The sequence below is a fragment of the Rhizobium sp. RU36D genome (genome assembly GCF_900176345.1).
In the GTDB taxonomy this organism is placed as follows: domain Bacteria; phylum Pseudomonadota; class Alphaproteobacteria; order Rhizobiales; family Rhizobiaceae; genus Allorhizobium.
This window is the reverse complement of sequence record NZ_FWXU01000020.1, coordinates 40,498-54,930: the sequence shown is the minus strand read 5'-3', so window position 1 is coordinate 54,930 and position 14,433 is coordinate 40,498. Positions and strand designations below refer to the sequence as shown.

The window sequence follows — 14,433 nt, the reverse complement described above, 5'->3', positions numbered from 1 at the left end:
GGCAATACTCTCACCCCGCTTCGAGATAAACAGAACGGGACTGGGCGGGGACCATGGCCGGAAAGACAGTGACGCGGGCGGATTTGGCGGAATCGGTCTTCAGGAAGGTTGGGCTTTCGCGGACGGAGTCGGCTGAGCTCGTGGAGACCGTGATTGACGAGATCTGCAACGCGATCGTCCGCGGCGAAACCGTCAAGCTCTCGTCTTTCGCGACCTTCCAGGTCCGCAGCAAGAACGAGCGAATCGGTCGTAATCCGAAGACTGGCGAGGAGGTGCCGATCTCTCCGCGCCGCGTCATGACCTTCAAGGCCTCCAACGTTCTGAAACAGCGCATCCTGCGCGCCCATGTCTCCCGCAAGGCCAAGCAGAAGCCGCAAAATCCTGCTGCATAAGTAAGCGGCCGCGCGGTCGTATCGAGACTTTGCTTCCGATCCGGAAACCCGCAGACTGAACAACTCGAATAAGACGAGTCGCGACGACGCGACCAGGATGGCCAATGGTGGACAACGGCGAGTTGGAAAAAAGCCCAGACGCATTTCGCACCATCAGCGAAGTTGCCGATGATCTGGACCTGCCGCAGCATGTGTTGCGCTTCTGGGAAACCCGTTTTCCGCAGATCAAGCCGCTAAAGCGCGGTGGCGGCCGGCGTTACTACCGACCTGACGATGTGGAACTGCTGAAGGGCATCCGGCATCTGCTCTATGATCACGGCTACACCATCAAGGGTGTACAGAAGCTGCTGAAGACCAACGGCAACAAGTTCGTGATGGCGGTCGCATCAGGCGATCTTGCCACCCTTGAGGCGCTGGTCGCCGCAGGACCGGCAGCACGGGTGGACGAACCGAAGATGGGGCCAGCCGAGGATGACCAGATCGTGGGTCGTCCAAAGGTTAAGGTCAGCGGCCGGTTCTTCGGCTTCGGCGGCGGCGGTCACGATGATATGCCAGAAATAATGTCCGACAAGGCAGTCATGGCCAAGGAAGACAGGGCGCTGCTGCAGGAAGCCTTGTTTGACCTTTTGGAATGCAAGCGACTGCTGGATCAGGTCCGCTGAGGCTGCTGTTCGGCAGTTATTTATGATCGTTGCGTTTGGGCGCTGGCGGCGGCAACTCTGACGTGGATGCGCCCTGTCGGGAATACACACGCCACCATCTCGTTTTTTGTGCAGGGATCGATTTTATCTCTTGCGCGGGCAGGCCGAAAACAATAAACGAAGCGAGCCGTAAGGGCAGGTCGGGGTGTAGCGCAGCCCGGTAGCGCACTTGACTGGGGGTCAAGGGGTCGTCGGTTCAAATCCGGCCACCCCGACCATTAAATCCTTGAATTCCCTAGTTTTCTGAATGCCGCCTCCGGGCGGCATTCGGCGTTTTGGGGCGCTTTTCGCTTATTCGCACTGACGACGCGGGCCGCCGTAATAGGGCTGGTAGCTGTTATCTTCTGGCCGGTACGAGCGATACATGGCAGAGCAACGCTCCTGATGCTCCCAAACGGCATAGTCATCCACAGCTCCACCCCGCGTCGAGATGGTCTGAACCTCCGGTAAGAGTTCGTACTCTGCAGCATCGCGGCGGTTCGCGTGATCGGCGATCGTCGTGAGTTGTGCCTCTTGCTCCGGATAGGGCTCTTCCTCAGATGCAACGGCTGTATCGATGCCGGCCTGATCAAGGTACGGGGAAACGCAGGACCGGAGGCCACCGCTATAAGGGCGATAGCTGTTGTCGGCGGGATTGTAGGAGCGATAGCGATTCTGGCACCAGGCAATATGCTCTTCGTTCAGAACGGGAGCAGTATCCTCAGGCATCGCCTCAGCCGGAACTCTGGCCGAGGATGATGCCGAATCCACGGCCGGAACTGCATCCGGGGTCTGGCCCGTCACCTCAGTCACCGCGTTTTGTACGGTTGTCTGCTCCGCCGGTTGCGCCGCAGGCTGCTCAGCGGCAGTGGTCTCCTGCCCAACGCGCTCGAATGTCTGCTTATTCTTGTCCACGGCAACAGGCGTATCGGTCCAAAGATCTGCCGCATCCAGCCCCGCAAACTGATGCGGCTGAACACCCGATGTGTAGATCATCGTCGCGGCGACCATTCCACTCACGAACAACACCAGCGCGGAGGCGAGAACGCTCGCCGCAATCAGGATCGGTTTCATGATGCACTCCATTCTCTGCTGATGGGCAAATGTCTGAAGCTGATCGTGGTTCCCCGGAAATTCACATTTGCAGTGATGGGCCTGCAAGCCCGGGTTTCCGCCGCCGCAAACAAATTAGCCGGCAGTCTTGCGACAACCGGCTAAGCCATGAGCGAATTTTGAGCTGGTACGAGATTACTCGGCGGCTTCGACCGGAACGTCGGTCTTGCTATCCTTTTTCGATAGCATTGCCTGCTCTGCCGGTACCAACGGCACCTTCGAAATGCTGGCCGTCTTGATCTCCCGATCGACGTCCACGGATGCGGTCACCTTGTTATAGCCCATGCACTCTGCCGAGGCGACAGAGGTAGAAAGGCCGATAGCAGCGGCGATTACGAGAACTGTTTTCATGTCATTCTCCTTTCGCATGTTTACAAGGAAAGGCTAACCGATCGCTGCTGGAACGAGAAATCACAAAAACGAGTATTGGACACCACTAGCGGAAGCGCGGCTCGCGCGTGGCATGCCGCAGCAATTCGTGCTCGCGCGCCGTGGCGCCAAACAGCAATCGCAGTCGTCGCTCTTCTTTCGGATTCAGACGAAACTTCCGGCAGAATTCGGCGACGCTGACGACCTTGAAATGGGGAGCGGCGGCGGGCTCGATCGGATGGTCGATAGTGGTCTGCATTATGCACCTCCAGATCCGCTTAACGCGCAACGGGACCTTCGGTTCCTCATGCTCAATGCGTCCACATCGATGCAATTCTGTCAGCACTCTGTGCAAAACCTGCCCTACTATTGCTGCGTTGCAACATTAGACGGAAGGTGAGTTGCAGATTCCCGGGCGAACACGCCTTAATGCATGCCTTTGGCTGGCTTGGCCGACGGTTAAAGACGGCCTTGTTTCAAGGTCGCGGAAGGTAGAGCGAATGCGCATGAAGTTTCCCACGAGCCTCTCGTCTTTGCTGCGCCAGTCGCGGCAATGGCAAAACGCCGTTGGCAAGGCGATGCGATCGGCCGGGAAAATCCGTGCGAAGGCAAAACCGGCTAGTCCGGTGAAAGTAGCGAAGGCGCGACCACCGAGGACCACCAGGCCCGTCAGACGGCTGATCGAAGTGGCCACGTTTGGCAGCAATCCCGGGCACTTACGCATGCTGGAATATGTGCCCGCCCGGCTGGCAGCAGATTCACCGCTGGTGGTCGTGTTGCACGGTTGCCTGCAGTCAGCGGTGGATTTCGATCGGGCCAGCGGCTGGACCAGCATTGCCCGGGAAAAGGGATTTGCCGTGCTGTTTGCCGAGCAACGGCAGAGCAACAACAGCAATCTTTGCTTCAACTGGTTTCGACCCAGTGCGGTGGCGCGAGACAGGGGCGAGTTGATGTCGATCCGGCAGATGATCGATGACATGTGTCGGCGTCACCCGATCGCGCCAGAACATATCTATGTCCAGGGGCTCTCGGCCGGCGGCGCCATGGCGTCGGCCCTGCTGGCGACCTATCCGGAACGCTTCGCCGGCGGCCAGATCGTCGGCGGCCTGCCCTTCGGTGCCGCGCGTGACGCGATGTCGGCGCTCCAGGTGATGAAGAAGGGGACGGCACGCACAGCATCGGAATGGGGAGATCTGGTCCGTCTGGTGTCGCCGCAGCTGGCCCGTCGCCCGCTGATTTCCATCTGGCACGGCGCATCCGATACGGTCGTCAATGTCGTCAATGCCCATCAGAGCCTGCGCCAATGGCTCGACGTCTACGGCCTTGCTGAGGATAAAACCGAGACTGTGATCGTCAAGGGCCATAAGGCCCTCGTTTGGAAAGACGAGGCCGGTCGGACACTCATCGAGTTTCTTGTTGTCGAGGGTATGGATCACGGCTTGCCGCTAACAAGCCTGCCGCCGGGACTATCGGGAAGTGCTTCCCGCTTCATGCTGCCGGTCGGCCTGAGCGCGCCGCGCCATCTCACCACCACGATGATGAAGCTGGCGCGCCCGAAGCTTTGAACTTAGAGCGTCGCTCGTGCGGCCACCGATTGGGTTGCCACACGCGTGCCGTCACGCTGGTCAGTTTTCCTCGATGCGCACGCCGTCACGCCCGATGCTGACTTCGACGCCATCAGGCTTCGATTCTTCCTGGTAGACATAGCTGCCGAGGCCGATGACGGCGACGACGAGTGCGCCGATGACGAGGTAGAGACCGTTCGTGCGGTTCATGATTGCTCCTGAAAGGAATGAAGACAGCGCGGTAATGCATGCCGCGGTCTTTTGTTCCCGAAGCAAGTACGAATTAGTCGTCGTTGGTGGCATTGAGGTTTTCGGGCCTGATGCCCTCGCTCGTCTCTTGCCGCGCTTTCAGCCGCAATCCCTCGCCGCCATCGCAACAATCGCCCGGTGACAGGAAGGCGACACCGAGCCTGTCGAGAGCGGTCTTCAAGGCCACCGCCTCCGTCCCATCAAGCCGACTGTTGTCAGCGGCTTCGATCTCCCGGATCGTGCTGGCGGACACACCGCTTGCGGCGGAAAGTTCATCGATGCCGAGGCCGAGTAGGGCGCGGGCGGCGCGGATTTGTGCGTTGCTGATCATGATAGGGATATGGCGCAGCCGGCGGCAAAGGCAAATGGCTGGAGCCCAGAAACAGGACGTCAGTTGCTGGCAACTTCCCGATAGACGGCCAAGGTCTCGACGACCATGGTTTCGGCCCGATAGCGCCCGGCTCGGGCGGCAGCAGCCTCGGTGAGGCTTTGGCGGACGGAGGGTTGCGCGATGGTGCACATGGCCGACACCAGTTCTGTCGGATCATCCGAGTTGGGGACCAGCAGGCCGTTGACGCCATGCTCCAGAACCGTGCTTGCGCCTCCGACATCCGCCAGCAGCATCGGTTTGCCAGCCGCCGCCGCCTCCAGCATCACATAGGACATGGCCTCATAGCGGCTCGGCATAACAAGGACATCGAAGGCGCCGACGGCCTCGGAGCCAGGAATGTCGGATGCCAGGTGCACGCGTCCGGCCAGTCCCGCCGTATCGATCCGGTGGCGTATGTCGCTCTCCAGTTCCCCGGAGCCGATCATCAGCAGATGCGCCTGCGGGATCTCGGTTGCCAAGCGGACGAAGGCGTTGAGAAGCCGCTCCGGCGCCTTCTGCGGCGATAGCCGACCGATAAAGCCGAACAGCACGGCATCGACAGATATGCCAAATCTCCGGCGGATGGCGTGGCTATTGGTGGGGGCAGGGGCCGTGACGCCATTGATCACGAGCCGTAGCCGCTCCCGCGGCAGGCCCAGACGGATCGCATGCTCCAACTCGTCCTTGGATACGCAGATCACTCGGTCGCTGAGGTAGCGGCCCAGCAGCCATTCGACCCCGCCATAAAGCGCCCGCCCTTTTGCTGACAGCGTTGGGTCCATCGTTCGGAATGCGTGCGGTGTATAGATGCGCGGAACGTGCCGCCCTGGACGTCGAAGGCGGGTGAGGGCGCCCGCTTTGGAACTGTGTCCATGGATGATGTCCAGCCGCCCGACATCCCTGAGAATGGCCTGGAGCTGGCGCCAGGTCGAGAGATCCCACGGACCGACGGAACGCCGCATCGGCAGCGCAATCACCTTGGAGAGGCGGGCTTGGGCCAGTTCTTCGACAAAGCGGCTTTCGGCGCGGGTCGGCGAATAGATCGCGGTGACCTCATGGCCTGCCTGCTGCAAGCCCTGGCACAGATCGACGAAATGTCGTCCAGAACCGCCGCCGCTTGGTTCCAGCACTTGCAGCACGCGCAGCCTATCGGCCATCAGCCGGAACTCGCCTTTTTGCGCTGCGCCGCCTGCCAGCGCATTTCGAGAGCCCCGCAGCCCCAGACAATGCCCAGCAACAGGTAGAAATGACGCCAGTGCTCGGTGTCGATGACCATGCCGATACCGGTATGACCAACGATCATGATCCAGCCGATCATCAGATAGGGCTGCCACGGCCGGTTCCTCAGCAGGAAGCGGAAGCCGATATAGAGCGTCCAGGCAATCAGGCCGACATAGGAGAGAAAACCCATCCAGCCATAGGTGGTCAGCGACTTCAGAAGGATATTGTGTTCGTCTTCCGGGAAGATCTTGCTGAACTGCATCGGCCCGATGCCGAGTGGCTGTTCCATGGCGTTGAGGAAGCCGATCCGGTGGCGGGCAAAGCGGCCGAGATGCCCGCCGTCATATTCCTGCACGAGCTGCGTGCGGCTCGAGAAAAGGTTCTGGACTTTTTCGAACTGAAGCGCACCGATCATGCCGACGACCATCAGCATGACGGCCGCCAAAGACAGCATGGATATCTTCAGGCGGAACGCGGCGGTCCGCTCTTTCAGCAGCAGCACGAAGACCAATGCGACGGCGCAAAACAGAAACAAGGCCCAGGCGGCGCGCGAAAACGACAGGAAGATGCCAAGCGCCAGCACCATCAATGCAGCGGCCCTCAGCGGCGCGGCCGCGAGCTTGCCCGTCAGAAGGCCATGCATCAGGTAGAGCGAGGGCGTCACCAGAAAAGGCCCGAAGACGTTAGGGTCCTGGAATGCGCCCATGGCGCGGTCATATCGGGTGAAGACTTCGGCACCGGGAAAGGCATGGAAATAGCCAAGGATACCGAGCGTCGCCGTGATCAGGGCCGCAAAAACCCAGGCGCGAAAGATGAGCCTCAGTCGCTGATGGCCGTCCTCGATGATGGCGGCGTAAAAGACAGCCGTCAGCGCAAGGAAGGTGGTAACGGCCAGATAAAGCGGCCCGCCGGTCATGTCCTGCATGACGGTCAACGACAGGAAGCCGCCGACATTGAACACCATCAGGAATGCAAGCAGCGGCGCGACGTTGCGGGAGATCTTGAGGCCAAACAGGAACCAGATCGCCACCTGCACGACCATCATCAATTCATACGGCGCAGGTTCCGAGATGACGAAGCCGGACAGGAAGACACCGAAGGCAACACCCCAGGAGCCCAGCAGCCGCATGGCGGCCGCCTGGGGCTGGAAGGGCGCGGGAACCGCGCCTGCGGCGTGGCCGCCCGGTGTGATCGTGGCGCTCAATAGGCGTTTTCCGTGTTGAGCAGCCTGATCGGGGTCAGGAACAGGATCTTGAGGTCAAACCAGAGCGACCAGTTCTCGATGTAATAGAGGTCGTAGGCGGTGCGGAACTTGATCTTCTCGTCGTTGTCGATCTCGCCGCGCCAGCCATTGATCTGGGCCCAGCCGGTGACACCAGGCTTGACGCGGTGGCGGGCGAAATAGCCTTCCACGACATCGCCATAGAGACGGTCATGGGTCTGCGCCATCACGGCATGCGGACGCGGGCCGACCAGGGAAAGATCCCCGCGCAGCACATTGAAGAATTGCGGCAACTCGTCGAGCGAGGTCTTGCGAATGATGCGGCCGACCGGCGTCACGCGCGGATCGTTCTTGGTCACTGCATTGCGGGCGGTCGGATCGCTCATCTCCGTATACATCGACCGGAACTTCATCACGCGGATGACTTCGTTGTTGAAGCCATGGCGCTTCTGCACGAAGAATACCGGGCCCTTGGATGTCGCCTTCACCGCAATCGCCACGCCCAGCATGACCGGCCACAGCAGCGCCAAGGCCACCAGGCTGAAGAAGATGTCGAAGCAGCGCTTGGCGACCGAATCCCAGTCGCGGATCGGCTTGTCCAGGATATCGAGCATCGGCACCGCGCCAATATGGGAATAGCTGCGCGGACGGAAGCGCAGGCTGTTGGAATGGGCGGCAAGCCGGATATCGATCGGCAGCACCCACAGCTTGCGCAGGAGCTGCAGGATGCGTGCCTCAGCCGTCAGCGGTAGCGCGATGATCATCATGTCGATGCGGGCGAGACGGGCAAAGGCCACCAGTTCGGCGGCAGTGCCGAGCTTGGGATAGCCCGCGATCATCGCCGGCGAGCGATCGTCGCCGCGATCGTCGAAGATGCCGCAAACGCGGATGTCGTTGTCTTCCTGCAATTCGAGGGTGCGGATCAGGTCCTTGGCCGGCTGGCCGCCGCCGACGATGACGGCGCGGCGCTCCATGATGCCGTTGCGGGCCCAGCGGCGAAAGCCGAAGGCGAGCAGGGGACGTTCGATCAGCAGGAATGCGGCACCGGTACCGAAGCTATAGGCGAACCATTTGAGAAAGCCGAATTCGGGCGCGCCGATCAGGAACAGGCCCAAAGCCACCAATGCTGACGCGACGGCCCAGGCGCCGAGCACGCGGGGCAGGGATCTCAGGGGCGCGCGCAGCGTCGGCACCAGATAGCCGTCGACAAGCTGGATCAGCACCACGCCGCAAGCGGCCGCGCTCGCGGCAATGGCCAGATTGACCAGAATGCCGTAGTCGTCGATGCCGCTGAAAAGATAGGGAACGCCAAGGCTCGCCGCCAGCAGGAAGCAGAAATCCATCAGCCGCAGCTGGCCGATCAGCATGGTCGGCGAGTTATTCTTTTCGCTGAACTGGCTGGCAATCCGCCGCGCGAACTCGTTCAACTCGCCGCCTTCGGCAGCATGCTCCTCGGCCGGCGCCGTGCGGATTTCGGCTTGCGTGAACTTCTTACGCAGTTCGCCAAGATCGAATTGTTCGGGCTTTTCCATCTGGTTCATCACGAATATCCGCTTGCTGACCGCTTGTTCCTATCACCAAGGTGCTAAGAAACATTTATGCGCCTGCCGGTTAATGTGCCGTTTCAAGCGCTTGGCCAAATGCTGGGACAGCCGAGTGCGGGTCTCGTCAGGCGGCTGCCAGGGCCTTTTCGTAGAACTGCAAGATGCCGGACGCCATGGCCGAGGCGGAAAAGCGGGCGTGAAAATCCTCCGCTTTCGGCATGGTCGCTGCCTGCCAGGCGGGATCGGTGATTGCGCGGGTCATGGCCCGGGAGAGGTCCTCGGCATCGCCAGGCGTGACAAGCGCGTCGGAGTCTTGGCCGAGCACTTCCGGGATGCCGCCCACGCGGGTGGCAATCACCGCCTTGCCGGCGGCCAGAGCCTCCAGCACGATATAGGGCATCGATTCCGCACGGGAGGGAATGACGACGATATCCGACATGGCGAAGGCGTCTCGCACCGGCATGGCCGGCAGCAGACCGATCCGAAGCCCCAGGCCGCTCTCGGTCATCATCTTATCGTATTTGTCGCGGTCCGGACCGTCACCGACCACCATGGCGCGGAGCGGCCGGCCAACCGCACGCTCGGTGCGGGCAAAGGCGTCGATGAAGACATCGGGCCCTTTGAGGTCTCGCAGCATGCCGACATATAGGAAGTCGGCACCGTCTGAGCGCTTTTCGATGCGGCCGAAATCGCCTTCGGAGATCCCGTTATAGACCATTGCGGAGGGACAGCGGGGTGTGCCGACCTTCGCCTGGTAGACGCCCTGTTCATAGCCGCAGACGAACAGCAGACCGTCCGTCATGTGCTCGAACAGACGCTCCAGCGCAAAAACACCTCGACCCGACAATTTTGCCGGGTCGAAATGCAGGCTTCCGCCATGGGGGGAATAAAAGCGGGCTACGCGATACCTTTTCACCCGCAGGACTGAGCCTATGACGCGGGCCAGGGCGCCTCCTTTGGCGCCGTGGCCGTGCAACACGTCAGGCCGCAAACTTTTGATTTCATTGTAGCAGCGCCGGAGCGCCGCAAGATCGCTTGGACTGATCGAGCGCCTGATCGGCAGCCGGACCAATCCGAGTGAAAGATGGGGCATGATCTGCTCGAACAGCCGGTCCTCATGCGCACCGCCGGTCGAACTGTCGCAGACAATGCCGACCTGGTGGCCGGCCTTGGCATGCTGCTCGGCGAGGTCCCGCACATGGCGGAATATGCCTCCCACGGGCGAGCGAAAGCAGTGGATGATGCGCAGTGGCTTATCGTCGGGCATCGGATCAGAACAGCCGCTCTCTGATATAGATCGTGTCGCCGGCAATGATCGGATCGGTGATCGGCACGCGACCCGACAGGACCTCGCCATTGATCTTGCGCGTCACGTCCACGTCGCGCTGGTTGGCCCGGCTCGTAAAGCCGCCTGCAACGGCAACGGCATTGAGCACCGTCATGCCGGCCACATAGGAATATTGTCCAGGCTGTCCGACTTCGCCCATCACGAAGATCGACCGGTAGCGGTCGATCTCGATCGAGACATCAGGATCGCGCAGATAGCCCTGGCGCAGCTTCTGGGCAATGGCCCCTTCAAGCTGGGGCAGGGTCTGTCCGCGTGCCACGACCTGGCCGATCAGCGGGAAGGCGATATAGCCGGCCTGGTCGACAGTATAGGTATTGGTGAGCGAGGCCTGTTCGAAGACGGTGACGCGAAGGCGGTCGCCGCTATCGAGGCGATACGGCTGAATAGTGGCTTCGTGGAAGACCTTCGGCACGGGCTTGTAACCCGCCGCACAACCGGAAAGGAAGGCAAGTCCGATAGCCATCATAGCTTTTGATAGGTGTCTTGTGAGAGACAAGGTCATGCGCCAACGCGCTCCTGAAGTACCTGCGATCGAGGTTCGTTATCATTCGATTAGGGTTAATGGTCGGTAAAGATGCGATGAATAAATGCAGGATGAGGGCGATGTTGGCTCTACACGCCTGGGTTAACCCTTGAGTTACCATGTTCCTTTACGCTCCCGGGCAATCCAATGCTGGGAGTTGCGCATTTGTCTGGGGTAAGCAGCAGTCAACAGGACGTTGATATCGATCTGGCCGGCCTGTTCCGCGCCGTGTGGGCGCGCAGGACGCGCGTGCTGGCAGCAACCGTTGCCGTCACGGCGCTGGCTTTTGTCGGCGCGAACCTGATCTCACCAAGCTACAAGAGCGAAACGCGCATCCTGATCGAGGCGCGCGCGCCGAACTTTACGGCACAGCAACAGGCAGGTCAGCAGAGCGCGGAACCCGTCTTCGATGAACTGAGCATCGCCAGCCAGGTGCAGATGCTCCGCTCGGTGGACCTGATCAAGCAGGTTGCGCGAGACCTCAAGCTCTATGAGCTTGAGGAATTCGATCCGGACACCAATCCATCGGCTTTGTCGGACCTGCTCGTCCTGCTGCGCCTCAAGGAAAATCCGCTGGATATGGCGCCCGAAGAGCGGGTGCTGAAAGCTTTCGATGAAAAGCTGCAGGTCTACCAGGTCGAAAAGTCCCGCGTCATCGGCATACAGTTTACGTCCAAGGACCCGAAGCTCTCTGCGGCGATCCCCAATGCCATGGCCGACGTCTATCTGTCGATCCAGAGCGGCGCAAAGCTTGATAGCAATTCCGACGCCGCCCGCTGGCTGGAGCCGGAGATTGCCAATCTGCGCGAAAAGGTGCGGGAGGCCGAGCAGAAGGTTGCCGACTACAGGTCGTCATCCGATCTCTTTGCAACCAGCGAGACCGCGAACTTCGCTACCCAGCAGCTCAATGACATCTCCTTGGAGCTTGCCCGGCTGCGGGGAGAGAAGGCGGATGCGGAAGCCAAGGCGCAGAATGTGCGCGCCGCGCTGAAGGCCGGCAAGCCGACGGAAAACATCGATGCCGTCGCGGCCTCGCCCGTGATCCAGAGCCTCAAGCAGAGCGAGACCGACCTGCGCCGGCAGATGTCGCAGCTCTCGACCTCGCTGCTCGATGGCCATCCGCAGATCAAGGCGATCCGCGCCCAGGTCACGGCGGTGCGCGAGCAGATCAACACCGAATCCCTGCGCATTGCTGCGGGTCTGGAAGATGCCGCCGAAGTCGCCAAACTGCGGGAAACGCAACTGGTCCAGCAGCTCAATGTCCTGAAAGCCGATTCGGCCCGCGCCGGCGAGGTGGAAGTGGGATTGAAGGACCTGGAGCGCGAGGCGACGGCACAGCGCCAGCTGCTTGAAACCTATTTGGCACGCTACCGCGAGGCCACCACGCGCCTCGACAAGAATGCAAGCCCCGCCGATGCCCGCATCATATCCCAGGCCATCGAGCCGCGCGAACAGGATTTCCCCAAGGTCCTGCCGATCACCATCGTGGCGGCACTTGCAACGCTCATTCTCTATTCCGTGGCGATCATGCTCGCTGAACTCTTTTCCGGTCGGGCGCTCAGCCCGTCTGCGACAACGCCTGTGATGGCCGGGCGCGCCGAACCGGCATTCGTGCCGGCCACAACGCCGGAACGCGAGGTGGAGGATGTTCCGCCGCAGCCGGCTCCTGTCTCGCGCCGCCAGCCGGCACCTGCCGCCCCGGTAAAGAAGGCCTCGCGCCGCCCCGTGCCGGCAAGCCTGTTGTCCGAACCGCTGGACGACGACGCGATCGAGGCCGCCGCTGTTGCCGACATGATCGAGCCTGAGCCGCAGGACGATGCATTCTCAATCGCCTCTGTCGCGGGCTTCCTGATGAAGTCGCGCGTCGGGATCGCCATCTGCATTTCGCCATCGGGAGACGATGGCTCGACGGCGACCGTGATGCTGGCGCGCGAAATCGCCGAGCTGGGCCGTCGGGTCGTTCTTATCGACATGACCGGTTCGGCCTGCCCGACACGCCTGATGGCGGCCAGCCGATCCTTGCCCGGCATCACCGATCTCCTGTGCGGAGAGGCGGCATTCGCCGACACGATCCATCGGGATCGTCTCTCGGATGCCCATGTTATCCCGCAGGGGAATTCCGATGTGCGCCGCGCAATGAGTGGCGTCGATCGGCTGTCGATGATTGCCGACGCACTCGCTGACGCCTACGACCTGGTGCTCATCGAATGCGGTCCGGCCAATGCCGATGGCGTGGCACGCATGAGCCGCAGCGGCGCCCACGAAATTGTCCTGTCAGCGCCCAATCCCGACCGCGAGGAACTGGCCGCTATCATGGCGTCCTTTGAAAAGGTCGGCTATTCGGACCTGATCCTGATGTCGGAAACGGCCAAGCCGGGCCGGCAGGACGCTGTCCGCGGGGCGGCCTGAGCGACCAGAGCATGATGCCGAAAAGTGTCTGCGGTTTTCGGCCGACATCATGCTCTATTTCTTGAAGTCGAGAGCGGATTCAGATTTCAGGTCGATCCGACCTGAAATCATCCGGCTCTAGTCGTCGCTCTCGGTCGCCGGTGCCTTGTCCTGCTGGGCACGAAGCCGCTGGATTAGCGCATAGAGATGCGGGTTGCCCTTGATGGCAGCCTTGCCGCGGCTCACACCGCGATGCGCCACGGCAGCAAACCGGCCAAGCGCTGATACCGGCAGCAGAATGTCGTGCTGCACCGTTTCCTCTGTGCACCAGCGGCGTTTGTAATCCTGGTCCCCCAGCCCGAAATCGAACATGGCCGCACCCCGGCTGCAGGCCCTTTCGATCAGCAGCCAGAACAACAGTTCTCCGGGGCTGGCCTCTGGGAGGATGTTCTCGTCGATGGAGCCGAACTGGCAGATCACATGGTCGCCTTTGCGTGAGAGGCCCGCCAGCGCTGCTATCTTTCCCTCGTACTCCCCATGCAGCAACAGCCCGTGCATTTCGAGCGGTGCGTCGGCGCCTTCCTGCGAGACCTCAAGCACCCGATGGAAGAAGGCTTGGGTTTGCGGAGCGTGAAACACATTCGGCAATCCCAGCGCCTTGAAACGCACTGCCTTCTGCACGAAGAACTGCGAGAGCAGGTCCCGTTTTTCCTCTGGCGTGCGGGCAATGACATGCTCGAACGAGCCGGTGGCTTCGATCTTGCGAACCTGGTTGCGGAACTTCTTGCGCCGCCGCTTGCCGTTCAGCTGGTTGATGGTGGCGGTGAAATCCGCCGATAGCGGCAGTTGAAACGTATGGTTCAGATGCTCGTCCGCCGGAAGGCTGGCGAGAGGATGCCGGCTGCCACGCCAGGTCAGCGGAATATTTTGCAGGCTTACCAGATCGGCATAGCCGGTCAGTGATTCCGCGATGAGGCTTGCGAGTTTGTCCGTGTCGATCCGGCGCTCGCCATCCCAGAGAGAGGCGGCAAAGAGCCCGGTATTGATATTGGTGTAGCGCGTGCCGATGAACTGGGCGGTCCGCACCATGTTGTGTCGCTGAATCTCCAGCGGCAGGAGAAATGCCGTTTCCGATCCAAGCCGGCCGCGAACAATCGCCAGCGGATATCCGTGGGTCTCGACCCAGGCGGCGCACCAGTCATAGCCCTGATGCAGCGAGTTGCGATTGTCGGACTGCAGATCGAGCCACGCGTCGCGAACGGCATCCAACGTGCTGACGATGTCGATATCGAGCTCTTGGCCACTGCCCGGAATTCCCCGCTGCAGGGAAGGCGAGTGGGGCTGAACGCGGATATCTGGCAAAACTGATGACAAGAGAGCTGCTCCGACTAAGGGCGGTCGGTGCATCTCTAGTCGGAAGCCGCCAACAGAAGGTTTATCGGCGGCGAT

15 protein-coding genes and 1 tRNA gene are annotated in these 14,433 nt (G+C 61.2%); 5 read left to right on the top strand and 11 right to left on the bottom strand.

Annotated features, from left to right (window positions below; all coding sequences use genetic code 11):
• The first annotated feature begins 53 nt into the window (after positions 1-53).
• The 3 genes from B9A97_RS21005 to B9A97_RS20995 all read left to right on the top strand — a co-directional run bounded on the left by B9A97_RS21005 (position 54) and on the right by B9A97_RS20995 (position 1,311).
• On the top strand, positions 54-392 hold the full coding sequence (locus B9A97_RS21005; protein WP_084367779.1) for an integration host factor subunit alpha: 339 nt from the start codon (positions 54-56) through the stop codon (positions 390-392).
• Between the two features lie 122 nt (positions 393-514).
• Entirely contained in the window at positions 515-1,054 is a 540-nt protein-coding gene (locus B9A97_RS21000; RefSeq protein ID WP_143530639.1) for a MerR family transcriptional regulator, read from the top strand.
• A gap of 180 nt (positions 1,055-1,234) precedes the next feature.
• A tRNA-Pro gene (locus tag B9A97_RS20995) sits at positions 1,235-1,311 on the top strand.
• 73 nt (positions 1,312-1,384) lie between these two features.
• Here the strand turns inward: B9A97_RS20995 and B9A97_RS30215 are convergent.
• The 3 genes from B9A97_RS30215 to B9A97_RS20980 all read right to left on the bottom strand — a co-directional run bounded on the left by B9A97_RS30215 (position 1,385) and on the right by B9A97_RS20980 (position 2,813).
• Positions 1,385-2,146 (bottom strand): BA14K family protein, encoded by a 762-nt coding sequence (locus tag B9A97_RS30215; RefSeq protein ID WP_244564302.1) that lies wholly within the window; start codon positions 2,144-2,146, stop codon positions 1,385-1,387.
• Positions 2,147-2,320: 174 nt separating this feature from the next.
• The gene (locus B9A97_RS20985; protein WP_084367776.1) at positions 2,321-2,536 is read right to left on the bottom strand and encodes a hypothetical protein; all 216 of its coding nucleotides are present in this window, start codon (positions 2,534-2,536) and stop codon (positions 2,321-2,323) included.
• An 85-nt stretch (positions 2,537-2,621) separates the two neighbouring features.
• Positions 2,622-2,813, bottom strand: a complete 192-nt coding sequence (locus B9A97_RS20980) for a hypothetical protein (protein ID WP_084367775.1) — start codon at positions 2,811-2,813, stop codon at positions 2,622-2,624.
• Between the two features lie 247 nt (positions 2,814-3,060).
• Between B9A97_RS20980 and B9A97_RS20975 the strand changes: the two genes are divergently transcribed.
• Positions 3,061-4,119 (top strand): extracellular catalytic domain type 1 short-chain-length polyhydroxyalkanoate depolymerase, encoded by a 1,059-nt coding sequence (locus B9A97_RS20975; protein WP_244564301.1) that lies wholly within the window; start codon positions 3,061-3,063, stop codon positions 4,117-4,119.
• A gap of 60 nt (positions 4,120-4,179) precedes the next feature.
• On the opposite strand, the gene B9A97_RS29850 is transcribed toward B9A97_RS20975, so the two are convergent.
• The 7 genes from B9A97_RS29850 to B9A97_RS20945 all read right to left on the bottom strand — a co-directional run bounded on the left by B9A97_RS29850 (position 4,180) and on the right by B9A97_RS20945 (position 10,539).
• Positions 4,180-4,329, bottom strand: a complete 150-nt coding sequence (locus tag B9A97_RS29850) for a hypothetical protein (RefSeq protein ID WP_179145353.1) — start codon at positions 4,327-4,329, stop codon at positions 4,180-4,182.
• 73 nt (positions 4,330-4,402) lie between these two features.
• Positions 4,403-4,699, bottom strand: coding sequence for a helix-turn-helix domain-containing protein (locus tag B9A97_RS20970; RefSeq protein WP_084367773.1), 297 nt, complete (start codon positions 4,697-4,699; stop codon positions 4,403-4,405).
• A gap of 59 nt (positions 4,700-4,758) precedes the next feature.
• Positions 4,759-5,895 carry a glycosyltransferase gene (locus B9A97_RS20965; protein ID WP_084367772.1) on the bottom strand — a complete coding sequence of 379 codons (1,137 nt, stop codon included), beginning with the start codon at positions 5,893-5,895 and terminating at the stop codon, positions 4,759-4,761.
• A complete protein-coding gene (locus tag B9A97_RS20960; RefSeq protein WP_084367836.1) occupies positions 5,895-7,088 on the bottom strand; it encodes an O-antigen ligase family protein in 1,194 nt (397 codons plus the stop codon). The genes B9A97_RS20965 and B9A97_RS20960 overlap by 1 nt, the downstream gene beginning before the upstream one ends.
• 71 nt (positions 7,089-7,159) lie before the next feature.
• A complete protein-coding gene (locus B9A97_RS20955; protein WP_084367771.1) occupies positions 7,160-8,722 on the bottom strand; it encodes an undecaprenyl-phosphate glucose phosphotransferase in 1,563 nt (520 codons plus the stop codon).
• A 127-nt stretch (positions 8,723-8,849) separates the two neighbouring features.
• Complete coding sequence (locus B9A97_RS20950; RefSeq protein ID WP_084367770.1) at positions 8,850-9,992, bottom strand: glycosyltransferase family 4 protein; 1,143 nt, start codon at positions 9,990-9,992, stop codon at positions 8,850-8,852.
• Between the two features lie 4 nt (positions 9,993-9,996).
• The gene (locus tag B9A97_RS20945; protein WP_244564300.1) at positions 9,997-10,539 is read right to left on the bottom strand and encodes a polysaccharide biosynthesis/export family protein; all 543 of its coding nucleotides are present in this window, start codon (positions 10,537-10,539) and stop codon (positions 9,997-9,999) included.
• Positions 10,540-10,761: 222 nt separating this feature from the next.
• Between B9A97_RS20945 and B9A97_RS20940 the strand changes: the two genes are divergently transcribed.
• Positions 10,762-13,005, top strand: a complete 2,244-nt coding sequence (locus B9A97_RS20940) for a GumC family protein (protein ID WP_084367835.1) — start codon at positions 10,762-10,764, stop codon at positions 13,003-13,005.
• 117 nt (positions 13,006-13,122) lie between these two features.
• Here B9A97_RS20940 and B9A97_RS20935 read toward each other — a convergent pair whose 3' ends face one another.
• Entirely contained in the window at positions 13,123-14,358 is a 1,236-nt protein-coding gene (locus B9A97_RS20935; RefSeq protein WP_244564299.1) for a GNAT family N-acetyltransferase, read from the bottom strand.
• Between the last annotated feature and the right edge of the window lie 75 nt (positions 14,359-14,433).